Origin of the sequence: Glycocaulis sp. (assembly GCF_051859565.1) — a bacterium.
Taxonomy (GTDB): domain Bacteria; phylum Pseudomonadota; class Alphaproteobacteria; order Caulobacterales; family Maricaulaceae; genus Glycocaulis.
In genome coordinates this window covers 45401-67762 of sequence record NZ_JBHYFK010000002.1, presented here as the reverse complement: position 1 = coordinate 67762, position 22362 = coordinate 45401, and the positions used below count along the sequence as shown (strand labels likewise).

Genomic DNA, 22362 nt, shown 5'->3' with positions numbered 1-22362 from the left:
ACGGCCTCACCGCGCACCCTCCGGCATGGCCTTGCGCACCAGCGCCGCCACATCGCGCAGGGCGGGATGAGCGAGATCACGGTCGAAATGGGCTTTCACGCGGGGGATGAGATCGAGATAGCGCGCCTTGCCGTCGCGCTCTGCCAGACGCACGAAAATGCCCAGAATTTTCGCGTTGCGCTGCGCGCCCAGCACCGCATAGGCCGCATCGAAGCTCGTGCGGTCATTAAGCTTTGCCGCCTTGAAGAAGCGGTCCTTCAAAGGCTCGGTCAGATCGGGGGACACGTCCCGGCGCGCATCTTCGATCAGCGAAACCAGATCATAGGCCGGGTGAGCAAAGAGCGCGTCCTGAAAGTCCAGCAATCCGGTGCGCCCCTCCACCTCACGATCGGGCAGCCAGAGCAGGTTCTCGGCATGATAGTCACGCAGTGCCAGCCCCGGCGCATGCGCCTCCAGGCTGGCAAAAGCCGCCTGCCAGACGCCCTCCCATTCGGCGCGCAAATCATCTGAAGGCCGGACCGCAAAGCGGGGCAGATACCAGTCGAGATAAAGCCCGGTCTCGGCAAGCAGTGCCGTCTGGTCATAATCATGCACACGCCATGACTGGCCTTGTGCCTCGAAGACGGAAGGGAAGCTGGAACGGTAGATCGCCGCCAGCGTATCGACCGCGCTGGCATAAAGCTTTCCCTCATGCGCGCCTGACGGAATGGCGCGCGCATAGAGCCCCTCGCCCAGATCCTCGATCAGCAGAAGGCCTTGCTCCATGTTGGCGGCGAGAATACGCGGCGCGGAAAACCCGCGCTCGATAAGCGCCTGCGCGATGCCGGCAAAGGCCGCGACATTATTGCCCGCCAGCCGGGCGACAGCGTTATAGCCGAGCGCATGGCGGTCCTGCGGGCTGGCATTATCCGGTGCCAGAGGTGTTTCGGCAGCGGCGGGCGCATCCATCAATATGGCGCGCTCAGTGCCCTTGCTGGCACGGAAATACCGCCGCGTGGACGCATCACCCGGAAACGCGGTGACAGCCGCATCGCCCCAGCCTGCTTCTTGCAGAAATGCGGCGCGCTCACCGGCGCGGACATCGTCAGGCACTGATCCGGCCAAGGCGCTCCCCCCAGCTGCCATGCGCGGCGAGGCGCGCGATCCGCCTGTGCTCTTGCCCGTCAACGCCGTCAAAATCCAGCTCTATCTCCAGCCGGTTATCGCTCAATGCGTCATCCAGCCGGTCTGGCCATTCGATGACGACAACACCGTTTGCAGCAGCATCCTCAAGGCCCAGCTCGATCAGCTCTGACGGATCCTCGACCCGGTATAGATCGGCATGCAGCACATCAAATCCGGCGCGGGACACATAGGCCTGCACCAGCGTGTAGGTCGGGCTTGGCACCTCCTCCACGCCTGCAATTTCGCCTACAAAAGCACGCGCCATCGTGGTCTTGCCCGCGCCAAGCCCGCCGGTCAGCAGGATGACATCGCCCGGCACGGCCAGCCGGGCCAGCACCGCGCCAAGGCGCTGTGTCGCCTCGATTGTCTCCAGATGAATCGTCTTCTCGCTCATGACGCGCAGTAAGGCGCGCATTCACGCCCGCCACAAGAGCCGCCGCATCCATACAGGCAGCCCCTTCCCCTTGCGGGGGCGCGTCAAACCGGCCAAGAAAGCAGTCATGAGCACAAACGCTGGAACGGTAATTATCGGAGCAGGTCAGGCGGGCCTGTCCTGCGCGGCAGAACTGCGCCGGCGCAAGTATGACGGCCCGGTCACCCTGATCGGGGCAGAGCCGCACCTGCCCTATCAGCGCCCGCCTCTGTCCAAAGCCTATCTGTCAGGCGAGATGCCGGTCGAGCGCCTGTGGCTGAAACCTGAAGCCTTCTATCCGGCGTCGGACATTACCTGCCTGACGAATGCCAGTGTCACCGCGATTGACCGCGATGCGCGCGAAGTTGTGCTGGCCGACGGCAAGCGCATCAGCTTTGAACACTGCGTGATCGCCACGGGCGGTGAGGCGCGTATCCCGCCCATTCCCGGCGCGAACCTGCCCGGCGTTGAGGTGCTGCGCAATCTGGGCGAGGCAGACCATCTGTCCGCCGCGCTGAAAGACGCACAATCGCTCGCCGTCATCGGCGCTGGCTATATCGGGCTGGAAGTGGCGGCATCGGCGCGCAAGCGTGGCCTCCAGGTGACCGTGCTGGAAGCGGCTGAGCGGCCCATGGCGCGCACGGCAAGCCCCATTCTGGGCGGCTGGTTCGGCGCCATCCATCGCGGATACGGCGTCGATCTGCGCGTCAGCACGCCGGTCTCTTCCATTATCGAAAAGGACGGCAAGGCAGCCGGCGTCGTGCTTGGCGATGGCGAGACGGTCGAGGCGGGCTGCATCCTCCTTGCCGCCGGGCTTGCTATCAACACGGGCCTTGCCGAGGCGGCAGGGCTGGAGTGTGGCGATGGCATTCTGGTCGATGCGGCCTGCCGCACCAGTGATCCGTCGATTTACGCCTGCGGCGATGTCGCCCGCTTCCACTCTGCGCTCTATGGCCGGTCGATCCGGCTGGAATCTGTCCAGAATGCTATCGAGCAGGGCAAGGCCGTCGCCGCTGCCATTACTGGCGCGGAGGTGAACTATGATCCCGTGCCGTGGTTCTGGTCAGACCAGTACGCGCTCAAACTGCAGATTGCGGGCCTGATCGAAGGCGCAGACTCAATCGTCCGGCGCGGCGATCCGGAAATGGGCAGTTTTGCCGTCTTCCACATCAGGGAGGGCCGCATTATTGCGTGCGAGGCCGTCAATTCGGCACCCGAGTACATGGCAGCGCAAAAGCTGATTGGCAGCGGCAAGACGGTAGACCCGGAAGCGTTGCGCAATCTCGATGTGGCGATGCGCGATCTTCTCGCCTAAATACCACGCGAACATCCAGTTACCGATCAGGGCATCTTATGACGAAAATCACCTTCATCGAACATGACGGCACCGAGCATACAGTCGAAGCCGTCAACGGGCTGACCGTGATGGAGACCGCCATCCGCAACATGGTTCCCGGCATCGATGCCGATTGTGGCGGCGCGTGCGCGTGCGCGACCTGCCATGTCTATGTCGATCCGGCCTGGGAAGGTAAAACCGGCGAGCGCTCTTCCATGGAACAATCCATGCTGGATTTCGCCTCTGACGTGGAAGCGACCTCACGCCTCTCCTGCCAGATCAAGGTCGGTGACGAGCTGGACGGCCTCATCGTGCGCCTGCCTGAACAGCAGGGTTAAACCCGCTCCACCTCACGCCTCACAATGGCCTGCACCAGCCCTGCCGGGGCGAGCTTGGTGAGGATGTAGGAGGCGCGCATTTTTGCGCCCGACACCACAAAGCGCTTCTTCCCGTCCAGACCGCGCATCACATCGCGCGCCACCTCGTCGGCTGTGGTGGAGGTGAAGCTGTCGAAGGTGCGAAGCCCGTCCATGCCTGCCGCGCCCTTGAAAGGCGTGTCCTTTACAGCCGCCGGACAGACCGTCATCACCCGGACACTGGAGCCCGCCTCTTTCAGCTCACGGTCCAGCGCCAGCGAATAATGGCGCACGAAGGCCTTCGTCGCGGCGTAGACCGCCATGAAGGGCACGGGCTGGAACGCCGAGTTGGACGCGATATTGGCAATGGTCCCGCCCTTCTTCTCCATCAGCGGAATGAAGGCGCGCGTCATGGCGTGCAGGGCAGAGATATTGAGCGCGATCATCGCCTTTTCGCGCGCCGGGTCGAGGCTCTGCGAAGCGCCAAAGAAGCCAATCCCGGCATTATTGACCAGAATGTCCGGCGCTTCTGTCTTCTTCACCCATTTGACGGTCCGGTCGATAGCATCGGCTTCGGTCAGGTCCGCGCACAGCGCATCGATCTCCGCATCAGGATAATCGCGCTTCAACGCCTCTTGCGCGGCATTGATCTCCGCCGGATCAAGGCTGATCCACGATACCTGCCAGCCGCGCGCCAGCGCGCGCCGGGTAAGCGCCAGCCCGATCCCGCTCGATCCGCCGGTGATGAGGATGCGCGTCATTCAGCTGGTGTCTCATCCAGGCGGGGCGGCACGGGGAAAGCGTCAACCGTGGGCCGGTCAAGGCCGCCCGTCCATATCTGGCCCTGCCAGGGCACGACCGTGGTCGCCCCCAGCTCGCCCTCGCGCGTCGGCCCGTAGAGCACGCGCACCGGCTCTCCTAGGCGATTGACCGCCAGCCCCATGACCGGGCGGGCGGGCAGTTCCGGTTCGCCAAACACATCGGCAAAGCGGCGCATGAGACGCTTGAGCAGCGGGCGCGGATGGAAGAACTCCATCAGCTCGCTATGCCGTGACGGCATGGCGATCCACAGGAGATTCTCCTCCGGGTCCCAGTGAATATTGTCGGGATAGCCGGGCAGGCCATCGATCAGGATGCGCAGATTGCCGGTGACAGGATCAAGCACATGGACCTGACGTGCCCAAGTTTCGTTGATGAAGACATCACCCGATTCCGGATCATGGGCGACACCATTGGCAAAGGCGAGATCATCGGCAAGCACGCGCCGCGTGCCGTCCGGCGTATAGGCGAGTATCCGCGCCGTCTGCTCACCTTCCCAGAAGCTCTCCATATACTCGCCGTAGCCATATCGCCCCGACGCATCGGTGAGGATGATGGTGCCGTCTTCGAGAATGGTCAGGTCATCAGTGAAGACCAGCGCCGGAAACTCGCCCGGCTCATCGACCACCGTCCATTCGCCGTCATCCAGCCGGATCAGGCCAGCGAGCGCATCGGCCACGTGCAGCACACCATCAGGTGAGAAGGCGAGGCCCAGCGGGCGCCCGCCCGTATGGGCCACTTCCTCCCAGCCCCCTTCAGCTGAGCGCGCCATGATGCGGCCATCGGCAAGCCCGGTATAGAGCCGCCCGTCCGGGCCCGGTTCGAGGTCTTCGGCGCCCTGCAGCCCCTCTTCGGTCAGCACCGGCTCCACCGGATTGGCAAACAGCGCCTCCAGCGCTGGGTCAGGTGGTGTCGGATTGAAATAGCGTGCATCGAGCGCGCCCGGCCCGAACAGCAGCAATATGGCTAGCCCGAACAGGCCGAACAGAACCGCCACAAGCCGGATAATCCACGCCATCATTGCCCCCTTACGCGTCCATGCCTGCCGCAAGCTTCCATTGAAAGGCACACGCTTGGCAAGGGCTGAGCCATGCCGGTCCGCCTCATGTCACCGCATTGCGCTTGGCAAAGCGCGGCTCGCAAAAGCGTCCTGACTGGACGATATCCACCATGATCTGCCCGGCGCGGAAGACCTGCGCGTGCGTGAGGTAGAGCGGCGCGAAGCCGAAGCGCATCACGTCCGGCTCCCGGAAGTCCCCGATGACGCCTTCGGCAATCATCGCCTGCACGATGGCATAGCCGTCCTCATGGACGAGGCTGACATGGCCTGCGCGCTGCGGCGAAGGCGGCGAGATCGTCTCAAGGCCGAGCGGCGCAATAGCGGCCAGGAAGGTGTCGCCCAGCGCGCGGGCCTTGGCCTCCACCTGCGCCATGTCCACGCCCTCAAAGGCGCTCAGCGCCCCGTGGAGCGCGCTCATGGAGAGGATGGCGGGTGTGCCGGCACCAAAGCGCGAAACGCCTGTGGCGGGCTTGTAGCCATCCTTGAAGGCAAAGGGTGTGGCGTGGCCCATCCAGCCCGATAGCGGCTGGGCGAAGCCCTCTACCACATCGCGGTGGCAGTAGACGAAGGCGGGCGCGCCTGGCCCCCCATTGAGATATTTATAGCCGCAGCCCACCGCGTATTTGGCGCCATCGCGCTCCAGCTGCAGACCCACGAGCCCCGCTGCATGCGACAGATCCCAGATAATGATCTTGCCCAGCCGGGCGGCCTCACGTTCCTCTGCCGCGATATCTACCTTGGCGGCCGTCTTGTAGTGGACCGCGCTGCGCACCAGCACATCCACGCCATCAGGCAGGCCCGCAACGCCTGCGCCCGGCTCTATAAGGGTGAAGGGTGTACCCGACAGGCGTGCCAGCCCCTCCATCACATAGCCATCGGTCGGGAAATCGCCGCGCTCCACCGCCACGCCGCGCGCTCCGCCCATGACGAGACCGGCGGCCAGCTTGAAGAGGTTCACCGAGACAGAGTCGCCCGCGATCACGCTCGCCTCGTCAACGCCAATCAGGCGGGCAATGCGTGCGCCGGTGCGAAGCGGCAGCCCCATCCAGTCAGCGCTGTTCCACGAGGCGATGAGGTCATGGCCCCACTCTGCTTGCGCCGCTTTTGTCAGCGTGTCGAGCGCAGGGCGCGGGGGCGGGCCCAGCGAATTGCCATCGAGATAGATCACGCCCTGCGGCAGATCGAACAGCCTGGCCGTATCGGCAAACGGGTCATTCCGGTCCAGCGCGCGCGCATCATCAAGTTGCATCAGCTCAATTCCCTCAAGACCGCGCGCACCGGCGCAGCATCCAGCCCGGCGAGCTTCAGCGGCAGGGCTATCAGCTCGTAGCGTCCCTCGGCGACATCATCCAGCACCAGCCCTTCAAGAATGCGCATGTCATGCGCCGCCACGCGCTTGTGCGCATCCATGGTCTTGGAGGTTTCAGGGTCCACCGAGGGCGTATCCACCCCGATGAGCACCACGCCGACAGAGGCAAGATAATCAATGGCGTCAGGAGAGATGGCCGTGAACTCGCTTTCCCATTCATCGCGCGGTGCCTGCCGCCAGGTGCGGATCAGGACGCGCTCAGGGACCTTCTCTGCGCATATCCGGCTGATCTGCAGCTCAACGGCAAAGCGCGTCACGACCGGCCATTCGCCAAGGCAGTGGATCACCGCGCATTCACCCAGATACGGCTGCAGCGCGACACCGGCCATGTCCGCGCCCTTCGCATCATAATGCAGCGGGGCATCGGCATGCGCGCCGGTATGGGTGGAGATGGTCAGCTTCGAGACATTGACCGGCGAGCCCTGCCCCATGTCCCAGGTCCGCTCGAACTGAACCGGCGTATCACCCGGCCAGACCGGCAGGCCGGGACGGATGGCAGGGGAGATGTCGATGATGCGGGTCATGAAAGCTCACCATACGTGAACTCCCGGCCGAACGTCAGTGAGAGCCGGGATCTCGGGCAGGAGAAGCGGGACCAGTCCCCGGATACCGCTGCGCGGTTCCGGGGTTTCAGGGCAAGGCCATGATAGCCGCCTATAACGGCCCCCGCGCCATGATGCCGCCATCGATGACAAGGCACTGGCCAGTCATGTAGCTGGAGGCGTCGCTGGCGAGGAAATGGATGGCGGCGGCCATGTCTTCGGGCTGACCGACACGCTGGAGCGAGAAATTGCGCTTCATCATGTCATCAAGGCCGGGATTGGAGGTCAGCGCGCTGGCAAGCTTGGTCTCGGTCAGGCCCGGGCAGAGCGCGTTGACGCGCACCTTGTGGCCGCCCGCCTCCTGCGCCAGCACCTGCGTCATCGAGATCACCGAGGCCTTGGTGATCGAGTAGACGCCCTGAAAGAATCCGGGGCGCAAACCATTGACCGAAGCGACATTGACGATCGAGCCGCCGCCCGTCTCCTTCATCATGTGGATCGCGCCGGTCGAGAGGAAGAACGGCCCCTTCACATTGACGTCGAATGTCTTGTCGAACGCGTCTTCGGGCGTGTCTTCGACGGGGCCGAAATAGGGGCTGGTCGCGCCATTATTGACCAGAATATCGAGCCGGCCTTCTTCCTTGCGGATGGCTTCCAGCGCCGCATCACGGTCCTGCGCGCTGCCCAGATGCAGAGTCATGGCGCGCGCCTTGCCGCCGGCTTCGCGGATTTCAGCGGCCACGCGCTCGCAGTCTTCAATCTTGCGGCTGGCCGCGATCACGATGGCGCCATTGCGCGCCAGACGCTTGGCCGCTGCCTCGCCAATACCCCGGCTGGCACCCGCAATCAGCGCCACCTTGCCGTCCACGCGCAAATCCGTCTCGGTCATGTTCCAGTCCCCTTATGATTATGAAAATGCCTGCCACCGCCCGTTCGGAGACGCGCGGCGGCAGGAAATACTGGCCGCTCTACTAGTCGGCGGCCAGAAGCGCGTCGTAGTCGAGCTCCGAAGACGGGATTTCCCCGCCCGGCCCCTGCAGATAGTGGCGCATCCAGCCCATCAGCCGGTGGGCATAATCAAACTGGGCCGCCGCATTGCGCAGGCCATGGCCCTCGCCCGGATAGGTGACAAGGCGCACCGGCGCCTCGCCCGCCAGCTTGAGATAACGGTAGAGGATATAGCCCTGCGACGGGGCCACGCGCGTATCCACCTCGCCATGCATGACCAGGGTCGGCGTGGTCGAGCCGTGCGCATGCATGATCGGGGAATGCTCGAAATACCACTCCCAGTTCTCCCACGGATAATGGATGAAATGGACATCGACCATTTCGACCGGGATGTCGGTATTGCCCATGAAGGAAACGAGATCAGTCAGCGCCACGAACGGAACCGAAGCGGCAAAGTGCTCGCTCGCCACCGTTGCGCCCCAGGCGGACGCAAACCCGCCATAGGAGCCGCCGGTAATGCCGACGCGCGCCGGATCGATCACGCCCTGATTGGCGAGATAGCCGACGCCGTCAACAATATCCTCGAACTCCTCGCCGGGAGGGTTGAGGTGATCAAGCTCGATAAAGGCAAAGCCGCGCCCGGTGGAGCCGCGATAATTGGGATAGAAGACGGCGAAGCCTTCGCCCGCCCCGATCTGGCCGGGCCGTGAATAGCCGGTCAGCCAGCCATTATGGTCGTGCGCTTCCGGCCCGCCATGGACCACGGCGATCATCGGCCAGCCATTTTCAGGCGTCTCGCCTCGCGGGGTGATGAGCACGCCTTCCACCTCGACGCCGTCACGCGCCGTCCAGCGCACCACGCGCTGCTCGCCGAGTGTGCGGTTTGCCAGCCAGGGATTGAGGTCGGCCCAGCGCGCCGGGGCTTCACCCGGGCGGGCCACATACACGTCACGCGGATGGGAGGGGCTATCGGCCACGAAGGCGATTTGCCCGCTATCACCATCAAGGCTCAGCGAGTGGGCGACATAGCCGCCATGGGCTTCGCGTGACACTTCCTCGCCTTCGGGCGTGTACACAACCCAGGCACTGTCCTGACGCACATGGGCCAGGGCGAGGATCTGCCCGTCATGCCATTCAAAGGTGCGGATATGCTGTTCGGTGTCAGGGGCGATCTGGATGTATTCGCCGCTCTGCACGTCCGCGACATGGATTGTGCCGGCTGTTGAGTCAGAGCGGTTGATCGCCGCCAGGAAGGCAAACTGCGACCCGTCCGGCGAGAAGCGGCCGGTATCGATCTTGCCCGGCGTTTCAACCGTGCTGATCACATCTCCGCTGTGTGTGTCCACGAATGACCAGCGCTGTTCCATCATGGAATCGTCCACTGATGGCGTAGGGGCGAGCGTCACCGCAAGGGTTGATCCGTCTGCGCTCAGCTGAATGGCCGGCCAGAGCCAGCGGCTCGGCCGCGCGCTCATTATCGCCCAGCCCTGCCCGCCAGACGTAGGAAAATGGCTGGTTTTCCTCGTAGACATTCGCCCGGAAGCCGCGCTCGCGCAGCGCGCTGGTGTCCGGCAGGTTCGGGTCGCGGCCAATGAAATAGACCCAGCGACCGTCCGCCGACAGAAGATAGCCCTGCACGCCCGTATCCGGGTGATAGAGGCGCTCCGGCGCTCCGCCCGACAACGCGACCCGGTAGAGCGCAGGGCGCTCATCGCCCTCGCGGCGCGCCAGAAAAGTGACGCTCTCGCCATCGGGATGCAGCGCTACAGCGCTGATCGTATTGTCTCCGGAAACCAGCGCGCGCAGTGCGCCGGGTGCATCGGCGGCATAAAGATGCAGGGACGGGGCGCCATCACTGTCGCCGGCGCGAATATCGCGCGGCACCGACACGGTGAAGGCAAGCTGTCCGGTGGCGGGGGCGATCAGCACCTGCCCCGCCTGGCGCAGCTGGAACAGATCGTTGATGGAAACGCTTCTGGCCTCGGCCTGTTCCTGGGCCAGCGCTGGCGCCATAACAGCCGGTACAGCAATAAACGCGCTGGCGAGCATGGCCGCCGCCAGCCGGTGTCTGAGACGCAAAGTCATCGGGTTAGCCTCCCTGCAATCTTGTCGTTGCAGGAAAGCTAAAGCGGCAAAGCTCTTACGTCGAGCTTCAGGCCGCAGAAGGCATCAGGCGATAATGTCGGGATTGAGCTGATCTTCCAGCGCAAAGATCATGTCCTTGAGCATCAGCTTGCGGCGCTTCAGCCGGACCAGCTTGAGCTGGTCAACAACGCCGCAATCCTGTGCTGCGCGCACCTCTGCGTCCAGCGCGCGGTGTTCACGGCGCAGCTCGGCCAGCTTGGCAATCAGCGCATCTTCGTCCAGATCACCGAACATTCTCAGCCAGACACCTGTCATTGGTTGCAACCGGCCAGCCCGGCCGGGCAGGCTGTGATTGCAAATACTTGGATATGACCCACGCCCGTCCGGCATGGCCTCCGGAGCACGAGGCGCGGACATTACCCTTTTTCGAGCGCGGAGAAAACGGCTTCTTTGAAGCGCGCGGCGGGCGCGTTGACGCCTTTGTATGCGGCATATTGCTCCAGAGCCGCCAGCGCCCTCCCCGACCATCCCTGTGACGCGGCCAGCTCTGGTGCCTCAACGCGCTCCAGCATGGTCTGGGCGATGTGTTCTGCGGCCAGCTCTGCGCCGAGAACCGATTGACGCAAAGCCTGTGCAGCCTCTGCCGGGACCGGCGGACGCGGCGCCTTGAGCCCATCACGCACGCCGCGCAAGGGCCCGACCGCCAGCGCGTGCCAGTCACCGGCAATGCGCACCGCCTCAGCCAGCGAGGGAACCGGGTCACGCCCCCGCCCGGTGTTCCAGACAAGCCAGAAGGCAATATTCACATCCAGCCCCGCATCCTGCAGGGCTAGGGCCGCGCGCTTCACAGGCTCGTGCGCGTAGAGCGCTACGGAGAAATCCCACAAGTTTTGCCCGTGCGTGCCGTGCATCAGTTCTTGCCCTTGCGGGCTGCGCCGGGCCGCTTGCCCTCCTTGAGGTCCTCGCCCCAGCGCCGGGTCGGTGTCCAGTCGAGCCCGAACAGGTCCAGCGCCCGGCCCACTGACTGGTCCACCATGTCATCAAGGGTTTCCGGCTTCGCGTAGAAGGCTGGCAGGGGCGGCATGATGATCGCGCCCATCTCGGTCAGCTGCGTCATGGTGCGCAGATGGCCCAGATGAAAAGGCGTCTCACGCACCATCAGCACCAGACGGCGGCGCTCTTTGAGCACCACATCGGCGGCACGGGTCAGCAGGCTGGACGTCACGCCCGTGGCGATCTCGCTCATCGTCCTGACAGAACAGGGCGCGATCAGCATGCCAAGCGTCTGGAAGGAACCTGAAGCGATCGGCGCGCCAATATCGGGAAACGCGTAGGTGTGGTCTGCCCGCGCTTTGATGTCGGCAGCCTTCAGGCCCATCTCATAGCCCAGCGTCATCTCGGCGGCCTTGCTGGCCACGACATGGGATTCCACGCCCAGATCACGCAGCGCTTCGAGCGCGCGCATGCCGTAGACAACACCGGACGCACCCGACAGCCCGACAATCATCCGCTGCGGCAAGGACTTGGGTTCAGACATGGGAAACCCTTCCGCAACACGGACAGTTTTCACCATTGCTAGAGGGGGGTGTTTGATGTTTCACTTGTCATCCTTGATCCAGCGAAGGAGGCTAAACATGCCAGCTGAAGCGCGTATCCGTGAGCTTGACCAACGTCACACGCAACTGGAAAATCGCATTGAGCAGGAGCTCAAACATGCTTCCGCAGATACGCTGCAACTCGCAGACCTCAAGAAACAGAAATTGCGCCTGAAAGAGGAAATTGAAAGCCTCCGGCGCCGACATTGACGCATTTTGCGGCAATTCACCACATGACCGAAGGGCGGACCATGAATGGTCCGCCCTTTTTCGTGATACGGGCAGGGCCACCTGCTGGCATACCCGATTGAACGCAGAGGAAGCAGAGATGACCCACCGCACGGCCTCATGCAGTTGCGGGCAATTGCAGGTGCAGTGCGCGAGCGAGCCGGTCCGCGTAGCCATCTGCCACTGCCTTGAGTGCCAGAAGCGCACCGGCAGCGTCTACGCCGTGCAGGCCCGCTTCCATCGCGAACACCTGACGCTAAGTGGCGAGACGCGCCAATGGAGCCGTCGGGGCGATAGCGGCCAGTCAACGCGCTTTCATTCCTGCCCGGTGTGTGCATCCACCGTCTTCTGGGAGCTCGCCGGTGCGCCGGATTTTGTCGCTGTCGCCGCAGGCATGTTTGCTGATCCCGGCTTCCCGCCCCCCGCCCTGTCGGTATATGAAGAGCGCAAGCATTCATGGGTGTTCAACGCGGGCGCCCTGCCCATGGAGCATATGGACTGATGGCATCTCCTGCCCGCACCAATGGACCGGGCCGGGCTCGCATGCCTATCATGCCAGGCTCAGACACCAGAATTTGCCGGGATGCCCCGCCATGCTGAACCTATGCCGCGCATTTTGCCTGATCGCCCTCATGGCTCTGGCTGGCCACGCCCATGGCCAGCCCGCACCTGCCGGCCAGCAAGGCTCCAACCCCTGCCCTGACGCCAACGAGGCCATGGCCTCCGGCGACGCGGAGGCCGCTGTAGCGGCGCTACGCGCATGCCTGTCAGCCCGGCTTCACCCCTGGCAGACCGAGGCCGAGCTGCGTGTGCGCCTGGGGGCAAGCCAGCTAGCGCTTGGCGAGAGCGAAGCTGCACTGTTCACCTATAATCAGGTGATCGCACTTCTGCGCGACAATGGCGGCAATACCGATATTCCCATCGTGCGGCGCAATCGCGCCGTCGCCCTGCTGCAGCTCGACCGCGCGCAGGAAGCACTGGAAGACCTGCTGATTGCGGAGCGCGGCATGCCGCATGACGATTTCGTCCACATCCTTCTGGGCGGCACCTATATGGAGCTGGACCGCGGCACCGAAGCGATAGCCGCCTATGACAATGCGATACGTCTGGCCCCGGACTCGCCCGGCGGCTGGATCGGCCGCTCTGCCGCCTTTATCGAGCTGGAACTCATGGACCGGGCGGTCGAAGATGGGCGCGAAGCGGTAGCGATTGCCCCCGATGACGGATCGGCGCTCAACGCACTGTGCTGGGCGCTGGTAAAGGCCGAACGGGCAAGCGAAGGCATGGACATATGCTATGCCGCCGTCGAGGCTGAACCGGACTCTGGCGCCATCATCCACTCCCTCGCCGCAGCCCTTGAGCAGATCGGTGAGGATGAGGAGGCCTATCCCCTGTTTGCCCGCGCTTACGAGCTGGAGCCGGACAACACCACGATTGCCGGCGATTATGCCCGCGTGAGCGCCGCACGCGGCGAGTAGCGCACCTCACCTATCCTGATACGGGGAGTACACCGCATGGCCGGTTCGGAACGCGTTGCCATCATTACCGGGGGAGCGACCGGCATTGGCGCTGCCTGCGCACGCCGGCTGGCCGACGAAGGCGTAAGGGTGGTTATCGCCGACACCGACAAGGCCTCGGGCGAGGCGCTCGCCAATGACCTTGCCGCAGCCAAGGGCCGCGCCCTGTTTGTGAGCTGTGACGTTTCCGACAAGCTGTCCGTCGCCAACCTGATGGCCGAGACCCTGTCGGCCTTCGGCCAGCTGGACATTCTCGTCAACAATGCCGCCATACTCGCCAGAGGAGACATACTCTCGCTGGAGCTGGCCGATTTCGACAAGGTTCTGGGTGTCAATCTGCGCGGCGCCTTCCTGGTGGCGCGCTCTGCTGCACGCCAGATGACCCGCCAGATCGAGGAGGAGGACACGCGCGCCGAGGATGCCCGGCGCCGCTATGCGATCGTGAATATGAGTTCGATCAACGCCGTCGTCTCGATTGCCGACCAGCTTGCCTATTCCACATCAAAGGGCGCACTGAACCAGATGACCAAAGCCATGGCGCTGTCGCTGGCACCCTATGGCATCCGCGTGAACGCCATCGGCCCCGGTTCGGTCAATACCGACATGCTCAAATCGGTAAATGAGGACAAGGCGGCCATGGACATGGTGCTGTCGCGCACCCCGCTTGCCCGGATCGCCGATCCGGACGAGATAGCCTCGATTGCGTGGTTTCTGGCCTCGAAAGAGTCCAGCTATATCACCGGCACCTGCATCTATGCCGACGGGGGCCGCCTCGCGCTCAACTATGTAATGAAGCGCGAGGATTACGAGGACTAGGCTGCACCGGCATTCAGGTTTCGGGCGTGACGCATAGCGGATTTGGTTCCTGGCAAGGAGAGGGGTCCGCCGTGGAGCTTCCCTCCACAAGGACGGCTCGACGCTGTCAGGGGGAAAATCCGCCGCGCCTCGAAGAGGTATGGCGAAAATCGCCCACTATTACGTCGCAGTCCCTCGAAAGGGGCCTACCCTTCCGTCGGGCCTGCTCCTGACAGTGAACAATTTTCGCCCATATCACGCTCCAAAACGGAACGCCGGTACAGCCTAATCCTCGTCGTCATCCTGAGGGGCGCTCTTGCCGAAGAGCTCGTCGAGCGTGGTCGGGCCTGTGGACGCGGGCGCCGTTTCCTCGGCGGGTTTCAGCACATCTTCCTCGACCTTCACCGTGCCGGCCTCTTCCATCTCCTTGCGGCGCTTGGACGCCTTGCGCACCTGCTCGTCGAGATCGATCTGGCTGCAAAGGCCCAGCGAAACCGGGTCGGTCGGCTTGATATTGGCCGAGTTCCAGTGCGTGCGCTCGCGCACGGCCTCGATCGTCGTCTTGGTCGTGCCAACCAGCTTGGAGATCTGGCCGTCGGTCAGTTCCGGGTGATTGCGCACCAGCCAGGCGATGGCGTCAGGACGGTTCTGACGGCGTGACAGCGGCGTATAGCGCGGACCCTTCTTGCGCGCGGTCTCCTGAAGCTCGGCGTATTTCGGGCGCGTCGCCTGCATCCGGTAGGCGGGATCGCTTTCAGCCTTGGCAATTTCTTCCGAGGTCAGCTGGCCACCCGCTATCGGGTCCGACCCGCGTACACCAGCGGCCACGTCACCATCGGCGATACCCTTCACCTCCAGACGGTGCAGACCGCAAAAATCAGCAATCTGCTCAAAGGACAGGCTGGTATTGTCGACGAGCCAGACGGCGGTCGCCTTGGGCATGAGAATGTCGGACATGGCAATAGGCTCCTTGTCGAGGGGGATGCGCCGGAGACAAAAGAAAACCCGGCGCGGTCCGCCGGGTTTCGGTCGATCCGACCCGCCAAGGCTGGTGTCGGTGACACCTGATATCAATGACGGGATTTGACCCGCTTATAACGCGTGTGCGCCCGCCTTGAAAGAGGGTTTTCCTGACAGCTGCGCGCCTTATGGCACGAGCAGTATCTTGCCCGCATGCGCCATGGAATCCATGCGCTCATGGGCCTTTGCCACCTCCGCCAGCGGATAGGTGGAATCAATGAGCGGGCGCACCTTGCCCGCCTCCACCCACGGCCAGACATGGGTGCGTACCGCCGCCGCGATGGCCGCCTTCTCTTCATGGGAGCGCGCACGCAAGGTCGAGCCGGTGAGGGTCTGGCGTTTCAGCATCAGCCCCATCAGATCCACCTCCACCCGTGAACCTTTCAGGAAGGCGATCTGCACCAGCCGGCCAAAGCGGTTCAGCACGGCCAGATTCTTCGCCACATAATCCCCGCCCACCATGTCCAGGATCACGTCCGCGCCACCGGACACCTTCACGCCCTCCACCCAGTCGTCTTCGCGGTAGTTGAAGACATGGTCCGCGCCGAGCCTGCGGCAGGCCTCGCACTTGTCCGGCGTTCCCGCCGTCGCGATGACAACAGCACCATGGGCCTTGGCCATCTGGATTGCGGTGGTGCCTATGCCGCTCGAGCCGCCATGCACCAGAAAGCGCTCGCCGGGTTTGAGTGCGCCAGCCTCGAACACATTGGTCCACACGGTGAAGACGGTTTCCGGCAGGCCCGCCGCCGCGACGAAATCAACGCTTTCAGGCACGGGCAGGACGGAGCCAGCGGGCGCACGCGCTATGTCGGCATAGCCGCCACCGGCCACCAGAGCGCACACCTGCTGGCCAATATCAAACCCGTTCACCCCCTCACCCAGCGCCAGCACCGCACCGGACACTTCCAGCCCCAGCCCTTTCGGTGCGCCCGGCGGTGGCGGGTAGAAACCCATCCGCTCGATGACGTCGGGCCGGTTCACGCCCGCAGCCACCACACGGATCAGGATTTCACCGCGTGCCGGCGGATCCAGCGTGATCTCCTCCACGCTCAAGGCCTGCGGCCCTCCGGGCTGCGGCGCGGTAACGATGCGGGTCGTGAAAGCTTCATTCATGGCCGATTATCCGTATCCGCACACAAACGGGGGCGCATGCTGTCCCGGTTTGCGCTATTGTGCCGTCCATAGTGACGGTAAGACGCTGCGTTGTGCAGCCCCGGACGACAGGGAGGTGATCGCCCATGTTTGACGAAGAACTGCCACGTGCCAAGCGCCCGGCCATTACACCCGGCGAAGATATTTCAGCCCTCTCGGTTGCCGATCTGCACGCGCGCATCGAGACGCTGAAAAGCGAGATCACCCGCGCTGAAGCCATGATTGGCCACAAGCAGGACAAGCTGGGGGCCGCCGAAGCCTTCTTCAAAAAGGCCTGATTATTTCGGCAACTGGCCCCGGCCTTGCTAGTATCGGGGACAAACAGGCATGCTGCGTCCCGATATGGGCAAGGCATAAGCTGCACAGATTAACGCCGCGCCGGGTATGGGCGGGGCATATGCGTGAGGGATGACGGCGTAATGGAAACGGAAACCGGCAAGTCCGGCGCGAACGGCGCGGCGAGCGAAGCGGCCATCCGGGTGGCCGATTTCGCGGCCTCCGAGCATTTCAGCCGCCTGTTCCGCGAGGGCATGGACCTTGTCGAGGAAACCGCCAGCTATCTGGACGGGCCGGGCCGGGATGACGCCAAGCGGCTGGGCCGCGCGGGCGCGCTGGCCTATGCGGCTGAATCCATGACGCTGACGACCCAGCTCATGCAGTCGGCTTCCTGGCTTCTCACCCAGCGCGCGGTCAGCGAAGGGGAGATGACACCCTTTGAAGCCGCTGGCGAGAAATACCGCCTCGGCGGCAAGACCCATTCGCGCGAAGGCATGTGGCCGGCGGGCGATGATCCTTGCCCGCCCCGCCTTGGCGATCTCGTCGCCCGCTCGCAGAGCCTGCACGAGCGTTTGAAGCGTCTTGATGACAATCTCTTCCGCGAAGCACCCGGCGGTGCGCCGGGGCGGAACCCGCTCGCCGGACAATGGTCCGCGCTTGAAAGCGCGTTTGCGGGGCGGGGTTAAGCAGGGCGGTATTTTCTTAAGCCTCAAGCGCCGGCGGCGGCATCCGCCGCCCTGGCTATCCTCGCTTCGCTGCGGGCGCGCGGTCGCGCTTGCGGCGCTACGCGCCGGGGTGACCTTCCGGCCCCGTCAGGGGCCAAAAGGCCGAACGGCCGCCCGCGACTGCCTGCCCCCGCGCAGGCGGGGGTTCGCGGAACATCGCAACGCGGCCTGCCCCCGGCTACGACCGGGGGGGATGCGTTGCGGAACCAAAAAAGGAAACGCCCGCAGCTGAGGGGAGCTACGGGCGTTCTTCTAAAGGCCCCGGCCGTGTCGAGGGGACACGCGCCCAGGTGAGGGGGGTGGGCGGTTATACACCGAAGCCTTTGAACTTGTCCTTGAAGCGCGAAACGCGGCCCGCGCGGTCAACGAGCGTCTGCGTGCCGCCGGTCCAGGCCGGGTGCGTGCGCGGATCGATATCCAGCGAGATCTGGTCGCCTTCCTTGCCGTAGGTCGACCGCGTCTTGAATTTGCTGCCGTCCGTCATCACCACTTCGATGAAGTGATAGTCGGGGTGGATATCCTGTTTCATCTGACGGCTCCCGCCTTCAACGTCCGCTGCTCCCAGACCGGCCTTGGCCTGCGGTTTAGCGGAACAAGTCTGCTAGAAATGAGCCGCGGTGTATATACGTGCAAAGCCTGTGGCGCAAGACCATGCAGGCCGCCAAGAGTCAGTGCGTTTTTCCACAATGACTTAGCACGCCCCGCTTACCCCAGAATTCTGTGGAAATCGTCATGGGAAGTTCAAAGTATCATCACTGAAACCCCGGAACGCGCATGGCGCGTATCCGGGGCCTCGTGCCGCTTCTGAAGAGGTCCCGGATCGCACATACGTGCGTCCGGGATTTCACAAAGAAGCTGCTACCGCGCTTCCAGCTTCAGCTCGATGCGCCGATTGCGGGCATGGTCCGCCTCGGTGCGGCCGGTGGCGATCGGGTAATGCTCGCCCAGCCCTGCCGCCATCAGACGATTGGCCGGCACGCCCTCTCCCACCAGCCAGTTGATGACCGATAGAGAGCGCGCGGTGGAGAGCTCCCAGTTGGAGGAGAACTGCGCTGATGGCCCCAGCGGACGCACGTCCGTGTGCCCGTCCACCCGGATCACCCACTCAATGTCGGACGGGATTTCGCGGGTAAGCTGGATTATCGCAGCGGCTATCGGGCGCAGGCCCTCGCGGCCCTCCGGGGAAAGCTCGGCCGAGGCGCTATCGAACAGCACATCTGTCTCGAACACGAAGCGGTCACCGACGACGCGCACGCCAGAACGATTACCGAGTATCTCCACCAGCCGCCCGAAAAACTCGGAGCGATACTGGGAAAGGCGGGCCACTTCGCTCGCCAGCGCCGCATTGAGCCGGGTGCCCAGATTGATGACTTGCGTCTCCAGCTCGGCTTCACGCGCTTCGGAGGCTTCCAGAGCAGCATTCAGGCGCGCCAGCTCCATGCGCAATATCTCCATCTGCTCTGACAGCATGGCGATTGTAAGCTGCGCCTCCTCGGACAGCTCTTCGGCCTCATCCAGCTGGTCTCCCAGTGCCGTGATGCGCGCGGTTGTCGCCTCCAGCTGTTCGGTGAGGCTTTCATTCTCCGCGGTCAGCGTGCTCACGCGCAAGGTGAGCGCCGCGTTCTCGGCCTCGGCCATGTTCAGCTCATTGGCGATCTGGGCGAGGCGGGCATTAAGGTCAGCCAGCTGTTCATCGCGGCCCGTCAGCGCCGTGGAAAGCGCGTACTGTCCGGTCACGAACACGGCGAGCAGGAAGACGATGACCAGCAGCAGGGTTGCCAGCGCATCGACAAAACCCGGCCAGTAATCGCCGCTATCGGCCTCTCGGAGCTGCTGCAGGCGGGAAAGCGCCATGACCTATGGGTCCCGGCGATTGAGCCGCGCCTGCGCTTCCAGCGCACGCACCAGCACCTTGATCTCGTCACGCAGGAGGCGCGCGGCCTCCCGGTTGGCCTCTGCCGCGTCATCGGCAAAGCGCGAGAGCGTCACTTCCAGCTGGCGTGAATGGCGCTCCATGGTGGAGGCAAGCCGGTCCACCGTATCGGCGGTCTGTTCCAGTAATGCGCCGACATAGGCGCTGGAGCTGTCGCCCTCGCCCGCGCCTACCGGGCCAGCGGCAGACAGGCGCGAGATGGAGGACAGCCATTCCTCGATCTCGTTATAGAAACGGTTCTGCGCCCGGCTCGCCTGCAACTCCAGAAAGCCGATGATGAGAGAACCCGCGAGGCCAAAGAGCGAGGAGGCAAAGGCCGTGCCCATGCCCTGTATCGGGTCTTCAATGGCGGCCATGAGGCGCGCCGCTTCCACCTCGCCAGCACCGGATGAGGTGGCAGACACGGCCCGCACCGCCTCGCCCACATCGGAGACGACCAGAAGCAGGCCGTAGAACGTGCCGAGCAGGCCCAGAAAGATCAGAAGCCGGCCGAAATAGCGGGTAAACGCGCCGCTTTCGGCCATGCGCGCGGCCACCGAATCCAGCACCACGCGGGCCGAAGCTGCCGACAGGCGCGCACGCCCGTCCGCCGCATCAGTGATGAGGGCGGCCATGGGCGCAATGAGGGCGGGCGGATTGCCGAGCTGGTCGGGATGGGCGCTGTCGCGCAATTTCACCAGCCAGCGTGCGCTGGGACCAATCGCGAGCGCCTGCTGGAAGGTGTAGAGAATGCCTATCAGCAAAACGCCAAGGATCACGCCATTAATGGCGGCATTGGCCTGGAAGGCGGTGATCAGCGGTTCGTGCAGGACGACTGCCAGCGCCGCCACCACCGCCAGGAACACGGCCATCCAGACAATATACTGGCCGGGGCCGGTAAAGCGCATCTTGCGCGGCTGCGGGGTTTCGGGCGGGAAAGGCAGATCGCGTGAAGGCATGTATGAGCTGTCCCTCTGTTCCGGCAGGGGTCAAGGCATGACCCGTTTGACCATCAGAGACAAGCTTCTTGGCTGTTTTTGGGCGAACGGTGCCTATTTGCCGACTTGGGCCAGCCGCTTTTTCAGCTCGCCGAAGACGAACTCGTTACCGGCCACGATATGCCCCGTCTCCAGCACATCGCCAGAGCCGTCCAGCGAGCCGGCATAGCCGCCCGCCTCACGCACCAGCACAATGCCGGCAGCAATGTCCCAGGCTTTCAGATTGCGCTCAAAGAAGCCGTCAAACCGGCCCGCCGCCACCCACGCCAGATCAAGCGAGGCCGCGCCATAGCGCCGGATTCCAGCTGTATGGGGCATGATGGCGTGCAGCTCGGTGAGGAATTTGGCATGGCCGGACTTGCCAGCGAACGGCATGCCGGTGGCGATCACGCACTCATCGAAATGTTCGCGGCCAGACACGCGCAGGCGGCGGTCATTCATATAGGCGCCGCGGCCCTTCTCGGCGTGGAAGAAATCGTCGGTGGCGGGATTGTAGACAATGCCCGCAATCAGCTCGCCCTCGCGCTCCAGCGCCACCGAGACCGCAAAATGCGGCTGGCCGTGCAGGAAATTCGTGGTGCCGTCCAGCGGATCGACGATCCAGCGGTGGGATTTGTCAGTCCCTTCCACCAGCCCGCGCTCTTCCATCAGGAAGCCGTAGCCGGGCCGGGCCTTGGAAAGCTCCTCAAAGAGGATTTCCTCGGCCTTGGCATCCGCAGTGGAGACGAAATCGGCCGGGCCTTTTTTGGATACCTGCAGGTGCTCCACCTCGCCAAAATCGCGCGCGAGTTTGCGGCCCGCCTTGCGCACGGCGCCGGTCATAACCTGCATGAGGGCAGAAACTTGAGCCAAATCAGAAGCTTCCCATTTCCGCGCGGCGCACATACGTGCCGTCTTCGGTGGCGACGATCACCCGCTCGCCCACACCCACGAAAGGCGGTACGGCAGAGCGGATATTGCCGCTGAGAATGGCGGGCTTGTAGGAATTGGCCGCCGTCTGGCCCTTGACCACCGGCTCGGTGTCGATGACCTCCAGCTCGACATGCTGGGGCAGGTCGATGCCGATCGGCTTGTCCTCATAGAGCTCGACCACCACCATCATGCCATCGGTCAGGTAGGCTGCGCGCTCCTCGCCGACGAAATCGATGTGCAGCGAGATCTGCTCGTAGGTCTCGGTGTTCATGAATACCAGCATCTCGCCCTCGGCGTAGAGATACTGGTAATCGCGCTGATCGAGGCGCACGCGCTCCACCTTGTCGGCAGACCGGAAGCGCTCATTGAGCTTGCGCCCATCAAGGATGTTCTTCAGCTCGACCTGGGCGAACGCGCCGCCCTTGCCGGGCTTCACATGGTCGGCCTTCACAGCCGTCCACAGCGTATCCTGGTGCTTGATCACCATGCCCGGCTTGATTTCGTTACCGTTGATTTTCATCGCAAAGCGCCCTGCTGACCCCTCAAATGCGCGCGCCTGCGCGCCAAGGGGCGTGACCTCATCAAATCGGGCGCGGGTGTATCAGCGCGAGCGTCATGCGGCAAGGCTGGTGGGGAGTGCCCCCACCAGCGTCCCCATCAGGCGCCGTGACCAGCCAAGGCCGAATGTGCGGAAATGGGCGAGATTGCCGTAGAGCACCATGCGCCGGGCGGCGATCTCACAGACAAGGGCTGCGGGACGGGCTGATGCCACGGCGGAAAGCGTCACCGGGCCGATCCGGCCATCTGACGCAACGCCCACCGCCTCCTGCAGCAGGCGCACAGCCCGGCCGACCCCGTGATTGACGGCCGCATCAAACACGATGAAGGCCACCGGCCCCGGCAGCTCATCGCACCGGCAGCTATCCCAGTATCGCGCCTTGTAGATCTCGCCCGCCTCGCCCTTCGTCAGCGCGCGCACATCGGCCTTCGTCACGCTGCGCCCGCGCCAGCTTTGAAGCGTGGCCAGCGTAATGCCGAAATTGGTCGCGCCGCCCGGATCATCGGGATGGTCGACATAGCCGCCCTCATGGACCAGCACATGGGCGAGGGCTTGGGCGAAAGCGTCAGACATGGGGAGGGC

General features: G+C 64.0%; 28 protein-coding genes. 8 read left to right on the top strand and 20 right to left on the bottom strand.

What is annotated here, in order from left to right; all coding sequences use genetic code 11:
- Positions 1-6: 6 nt before the first annotated feature.
- Positions 7-1104: an aminoglycoside phosphotransferase family protein gene (locus ACTIGC_RS02910; protein ID WP_439632991.1), complete on the bottom strand. Its 1098-nt coding sequence runs from the start codon at positions 1102-1104 to the stop codon at positions 7-9.
- Positions 1085-1558 (bottom strand): tRNA (adenosine(37)-N6)-threonylcarbamoyltransferase complex ATPase subunit type 1 TsaE, encoded by a 474-nt coding sequence (gene tsaE, locus ACTIGC_RS02905; protein ID WP_439632990.1) that lies wholly within the window; start codon positions 1556-1558, stop codon positions 1085-1087. Before tsaE ends, ACTIGC_RS02910 begins: the two co-directional genes overlap by 20 nt.
- Positions 1559-1664: 106 nt before the next feature.
- Here tsaE and ACTIGC_RS02900 point away from each other — a divergent pair, with 106 nt between their 5' ends.
- Positions 1665-2891, top strand: coding sequence for an NAD(P)/FAD-dependent oxidoreductase (locus tag ACTIGC_RS02900; protein WP_439632989.1), 1227 nt, complete (start codon positions 1665-1667; stop codon positions 2889-2891).
- A gap of 38 nt (positions 2892-2929) precedes the next feature.
- Entirely contained in the window at positions 2930-3250 is a 321-nt protein-coding gene (locus tag ACTIGC_RS02895; RefSeq protein ID WP_439632988.1) for a 2Fe-2S iron-sulfur cluster-binding protein, read from the top strand.
- Here ACTIGC_RS02895 and ACTIGC_RS02890 read toward each other — a convergent pair.
- The 10 genes from ACTIGC_RS02890 to ACTIGC_RS02845 all read right to left on the bottom strand — a co-directional run bounded on the left by ACTIGC_RS02890 (position 3247) and on the right by ACTIGC_RS02845 (position 11628).
- Complete coding sequence (locus tag ACTIGC_RS02890) at positions 3247-4029, bottom strand: SDR family NAD(P)-dependent oxidoreductase (protein ID WP_439632987.1); 783 nt, start codon at positions 4027-4029, stop codon at positions 3247-3249. The genes ACTIGC_RS02895 and ACTIGC_RS02890 overlap by 4 nt on opposite strands.
- Positions 4026-5105, bottom strand: a complete 1080-nt coding sequence (locus tag ACTIGC_RS02885; RefSeq protein WP_439632986.1) for an SMP-30/gluconolactonase/LRE family protein — start codon at positions 5103-5105, stop codon at positions 4026-4028. The genes ACTIGC_RS02890 and ACTIGC_RS02885 overlap by 4 nt, the downstream gene beginning before the upstream one ends.
- 85 nt (positions 5106-5190) lie before the next feature.
- Positions 5191-6396, bottom strand: a complete 1206-nt coding sequence (locus ACTIGC_RS02880) for an aminotransferase class V-fold PLP-dependent enzyme (RefSeq protein WP_439632985.1) — start codon at positions 6394-6396, stop codon at positions 5191-5193.
- On the bottom strand, positions 6396-7040 hold the full coding sequence (kynB, locus tag ACTIGC_RS02875; protein WP_439632984.1) for an arylformamidase: 645 nt from the start codon (positions 7038-7040) through the stop codon (positions 6396-6398). Before kynB ends, ACTIGC_RS02880 begins: the two co-directional genes overlap by 1 nt.
- Before the next feature lie 130 nt (positions 7041-7170).
- Positions 7171-7947: a glucose 1-dehydrogenase gene (locus ACTIGC_RS02870; RefSeq protein WP_439632983.1), complete on the bottom strand. Its 777-nt coding sequence runs from the start codon at positions 7945-7947 to the stop codon at positions 7171-7173.
- Between the two features lie 82 nt (positions 7948-8029).
- Positions 8030-9376, bottom strand: a complete 1347-nt coding sequence (locus tag ACTIGC_RS02865; RefSeq protein ID WP_439632982.1) for a prolyl oligopeptidase family serine peptidase — start codon at positions 9374-9376, stop codon at positions 8030-8032.
- Entirely contained in the window at positions 9315-10091 is a 777-nt protein-coding gene (locus ACTIGC_RS02860; protein ID WP_439632981.1) for a TolB family protein, read from the bottom strand. The genes ACTIGC_RS02865 and ACTIGC_RS02860 overlap by 62 nt, the downstream gene beginning before the upstream one ends.
- A gap of 84 nt (positions 10092-10175) precedes the next feature.
- A complete protein-coding gene (locus tag ACTIGC_RS02855; RefSeq protein ID WP_439632980.1) occupies positions 10176-10406 on the bottom strand; it encodes a YdcH family protein in 231 nt (76 codons plus the stop codon).
- 101 nt (positions 10407-10507) lie between these two features.
- The gene (locus ACTIGC_RS02850; protein WP_439632979.1) at positions 10508-11002 is read right to left on the bottom strand and encodes a TIGR02444 family protein; all 495 of its coding nucleotides are present in this window, start codon (positions 11000-11002) and stop codon (positions 10508-10510) included.
- Positions 11002-11628: a UbiX family flavin prenyltransferase gene (locus ACTIGC_RS02845; RefSeq protein ID WP_439632978.1), complete on the bottom strand. Its 627-nt coding sequence runs from the start codon at positions 11626-11628 to the stop codon at positions 11002-11004. The genes ACTIGC_RS02850 and ACTIGC_RS02845 overlap by 1 nt, the downstream gene beginning before the upstream one ends.
- A 97-nt stretch (positions 11629-11725) precedes the next feature.
- On the opposite strand from ACTIGC_RS02845, the gene ACTIGC_RS02840 reads away from it, so the two are divergent.
- From ACTIGC_RS02840 to ACTIGC_RS02825, 4 genes are all read left to right on the top strand, one after another.
- Complete coding sequence (locus ACTIGC_RS02840; RefSeq protein WP_127568686.1) at positions 11726-11896, top strand: YdcH family protein; 171 nt, start codon at positions 11726-11728, stop codon at positions 11894-11896.
- Positions 11897-12014: 118 nt separating this feature from the next.
- Positions 12015-12416 (top strand): GFA family protein, encoded by a 402-nt coding sequence (locus ACTIGC_RS02835; RefSeq protein ID WP_439632977.1) that lies wholly within the window; start codon positions 12015-12017, stop codon positions 12414-12416.
- Between the two features lie 91 nt (positions 12417-12507).
- Positions 12508-13392, top strand: a complete 885-nt coding sequence (locus ACTIGC_RS02830; RefSeq protein WP_439632976.1) for a tetratricopeptide repeat protein — start codon at positions 12508-12510, stop codon at positions 13390-13392.
- 36 nt (positions 13393-13428) lie between these two features.
- On the top strand, positions 13429-14247 hold the full coding sequence (locus tag ACTIGC_RS02825; protein WP_439632975.1) for an SDR family NAD(P)-dependent oxidoreductase: 819 nt from the start codon (positions 13429-13431) through the stop codon (positions 14245-14247).
- Positions 14248-14511: 264 nt separating this feature from the next.
- Here the strand turns inward: ACTIGC_RS02825 and ACTIGC_RS02820 are convergent, their stop codons facing one another.
- On the bottom strand, positions 14512-15183 hold the full coding sequence (locus ACTIGC_RS02820; protein ID WP_439632974.1) for a DUF1013 domain-containing protein: 672 nt from the start codon (positions 15181-15183) through the stop codon (positions 14512-14514).
- Between the two features lie 189 nt (positions 15184-15372).
- Entirely contained in the window at positions 15373-16359 is a 987-nt protein-coding gene (locus tag ACTIGC_RS02815; protein WP_439632973.1) for an NAD(P)H-quinone oxidoreductase, read from the bottom strand.
- Between the two features lie 125 nt (positions 16360-16484).
- On the opposite strand from ACTIGC_RS02815, the gene ACTIGC_RS02810 reads away from it, so the two are divergent.
- Positions 16485-16676 (top strand): DUF1192 domain-containing protein, encoded by a 192-nt coding sequence (locus ACTIGC_RS02810; RefSeq protein WP_127568696.1) that lies wholly within the window; start codon positions 16485-16487, stop codon positions 16674-16676.
- Between the two features lie 141 nt (positions 16677-16817).
- Positions 16818-17360, top strand: a complete 543-nt coding sequence (rcdA, locus tag ACTIGC_RS02805; protein ID WP_439632972.1) for a protease adaptor protein RcdA — start codon at positions 16818-16820, stop codon at positions 17358-17360.
- Positions 17361-17706: 346 nt separating this feature from the next.
- Here the strand turns inward: rcdA and rpmE are convergent, their stop codons facing one another.
- The 6 genes from rpmE to ACTIGC_RS02775 all read right to left on the bottom strand — a co-directional run bounded on the left by rpmE (position 17707) and on the right by ACTIGC_RS02775 (position 22353).
- Positions 17707-17928, bottom strand: a complete 222-nt coding sequence (gene rpmE / locus ACTIGC_RS02800; protein WP_036510101.1) for a 50S ribosomal protein L31 — start codon at positions 17926-17928, stop codon at positions 17707-17709.
- 329 nt (positions 17929-18257) lie between these two features.
- Positions 18258-19253 carry a peptidoglycan -binding protein gene (locus ACTIGC_RS02795; RefSeq protein ID WP_439632971.1) on the bottom strand — a complete coding sequence of 332 codons (996 nt, stop codon included), beginning with the start codon at positions 19251-19253 and terminating at the stop codon, positions 18258-18260.
- Between the two features lie 3 nt (positions 19254-19256).
- On the bottom strand, positions 19257-20270 hold the full coding sequence (locus ACTIGC_RS02790; RefSeq protein WP_439632970.1) for a hypothetical protein: 1014 nt from the start codon (positions 20268-20270) through the stop codon (positions 19257-19259).
- A 93-nt stretch (positions 20271-20363) separates the two neighbouring features.
- Positions 20364-21140, bottom strand: coding sequence for an inositol monophosphatase family protein (locus tag ACTIGC_RS02785; protein ID WP_439632969.1), 777 nt, complete (start codon positions 21138-21140; stop codon positions 20364-20366).
- Positions 21141-21162: 22 nt separating this feature from the next.
- Complete coding sequence (gene efp, locus ACTIGC_RS02780) at positions 21163-21741, bottom strand: elongation factor P (RefSeq protein WP_439632968.1); 579 nt, start codon at positions 21739-21741, stop codon at positions 21163-21165.
- 93 nt (positions 21742-21834) lie between these two features.
- Positions 21835-22353, bottom strand: a complete 519-nt coding sequence (locus tag ACTIGC_RS02775) for a glycoside hydrolase family 108 protein (protein ID WP_439632967.1) — start codon at positions 22351-22353, stop codon at positions 21835-21837.
- Positions 22354-22362: the final 9 nt, after the last annotated feature.

Excerpts from the sequence above, each read along its gene's own strand:
- tsaE (WP_439632990.1), bottom strand. The coding sequence starts at position 1,558 with ATGAGCGAGAAGACGATTCATCTGGAGACAATCGAGGCGACACAGCGC.
- ACTIGC_RS02900 (WP_439632989.1), top strand. The coding sequence starts at position 1,665 with ATGAGCACAAACGCTGGAACGGTAATTATCGGAGCAGGTCAGGCGGGC.
- ACTIGC_RS02895 (WP_439632988.1), top strand. The coding sequence starts at position 2,930 with ATGACGAAAATCACCTTCATCGAACATGACGGCACCGAGCATACAGTC.
- ACTIGC_RS02890 (WP_439632987.1), bottom strand. The coding sequence starts at position 4,029 with ATGACGCGCATCCTCATCACCGGCGGATCGAGCGGGATCGGGCTGGCG.
- ACTIGC_RS02885 (WP_439632986.1), bottom strand. The coding sequence starts at position 5,105 with ATGGCGTGGATTATCCGGCTTGTGGCGGTTCTGTTCGGCCTGTTCGGG.
- ACTIGC_RS02880 (WP_439632985.1), bottom strand. The coding sequence starts at position 6,396 with ATGCAACTTGATGATGCGCGCGCGCTGGACCGGAATGACCCGTTTGCC.
- kynB (WP_439632984.1), bottom strand. The coding sequence starts at position 7,040 with ATGACCCGCATCATCGACATCTCCCCTGCCATCCGTCCCGGCCTGCCG.
- ACTIGC_RS02870 (WP_439632983.1), bottom strand. The coding sequence starts at position 7,947 with ATGACCGAGACGGATTTGCGCGTGGACGGCAAGGTGGCGCTGATTGCG.
- ACTIGC_RS02865 (WP_439632982.1), bottom strand. The coding sequence starts at position 9,376 with ATGATGGAACAGCGCTGGTCATTCGTGGACACACACAGCGGAGATGTG.
- ACTIGC_RS02860 (WP_439632981.1), bottom strand. The coding sequence starts at position 10,091 with ATGACTTTGCGTCTCAGACACCGGCTGGCGGCGGCCATGCTCGCCAGC.
- ACTIGC_RS02855 (WP_439632980.1), bottom strand. The coding sequence starts at position 10,406 with ATGACAGGTGTCTGGCTGAGAATGTTCGGTGATCTGGACGAAGATGCG.
- ACTIGC_RS02850 (WP_439632979.1), bottom strand. The coding sequence starts at position 11,002 with ATGCACGGCACGCACGGGCAAAACTTGTGGGATTTCTCCGTAGCGCTC.
- ACTIGC_RS02845 (WP_439632978.1), bottom strand. The coding sequence starts at position 11,628 with ATGTCTGAACCCAAGTCCTTGCCGCAGCGGATGATTGTCGGGCTGTCG.
- ACTIGC_RS02840 (WP_127568686.1), top strand. The coding sequence starts at position 11,726 with ATGCCAGCTGAAGCGCGTATCCGTGAGCTTGACCAACGTCACACGCAA.
- ACTIGC_RS02835 (WP_439632977.1), top strand. The coding sequence starts at position 12,015 with ATGACCCACCGCACGGCCTCATGCAGTTGCGGGCAATTGCAGGTGCAG.
- ACTIGC_RS02830 (WP_439632976.1), top strand. The coding sequence starts at position 12,508 with ATGCTGAACCTATGCCGCGCATTTTGCCTGATCGCCCTCATGGCTCTG.
- ACTIGC_RS02825 (WP_439632975.1), top strand. The coding sequence starts at position 13,429 with ATGGCCGGTTCGGAACGCGTTGCCATCATTACCGGGGGAGCGACCGGC.
- ACTIGC_RS02820 (WP_439632974.1), bottom strand. The coding sequence starts at position 15,183 with ATGTCCGACATTCTCATGCCCAAGGCGACCGCCGTCTGGCTCGTCGAC.
- ACTIGC_RS02815 (WP_439632973.1), bottom strand. The coding sequence starts at position 16,359 with ATGAATGAAGCTTTCACGACCCGCATCGTTACCGCGCCGCAGCCCGGA.
- ACTIGC_RS02810 (WP_127568696.1), top strand. The coding sequence starts at position 16,485 with ATGTTTGACGAAGAACTGCCACGTGCCAAGCGCCCGGCCATTACACCC.
- rcdA (WP_439632972.1), top strand. The coding sequence starts at position 16,818 with ATGGAAACGGAAACCGGCAAGTCCGGCGCGAACGGCGCGGCGAGCGAA.
- rpmE (WP_036510101.1), bottom strand. The coding sequence starts at position 17,928 with ATGAAACAGGATATCCACCCCGACTATCACTTCATCGAAGTGGTGATG.
- ACTIGC_RS02795 (WP_439632971.1), bottom strand. The coding sequence starts at position 19,253 with ATGGCGCTTTCCCGCCTGCAGCAGCTCCGAGAGGCCGATAGCGGCGAT.
- ACTIGC_RS02790 (WP_439632970.1), bottom strand. The coding sequence starts at position 20,270 with ATGCCTTCACGCGATCTGCCTTTCCCGCCCGAAACCCCGCAGCCGCGC.
- ACTIGC_RS02785 (WP_439632969.1), bottom strand. The coding sequence starts at position 21,140 with ATGCAGGTTATGACCGGCGCCGTGCGCAAGGCGGGCCGCAAACTCGCG.
- efp (WP_439632968.1), bottom strand. The coding sequence starts at position 21,741 with ATGAAAATCAACGGTAACGAAATCAAGCCGGGCATGGTGATCAAGCAC.
- ACTIGC_RS02775 (WP_439632967.1), bottom strand. The coding sequence starts at position 22,353 with ATGTCTGACGCTTTCGCCCAAGCCCTCGCCCATGTGCTGGTCCATGAG.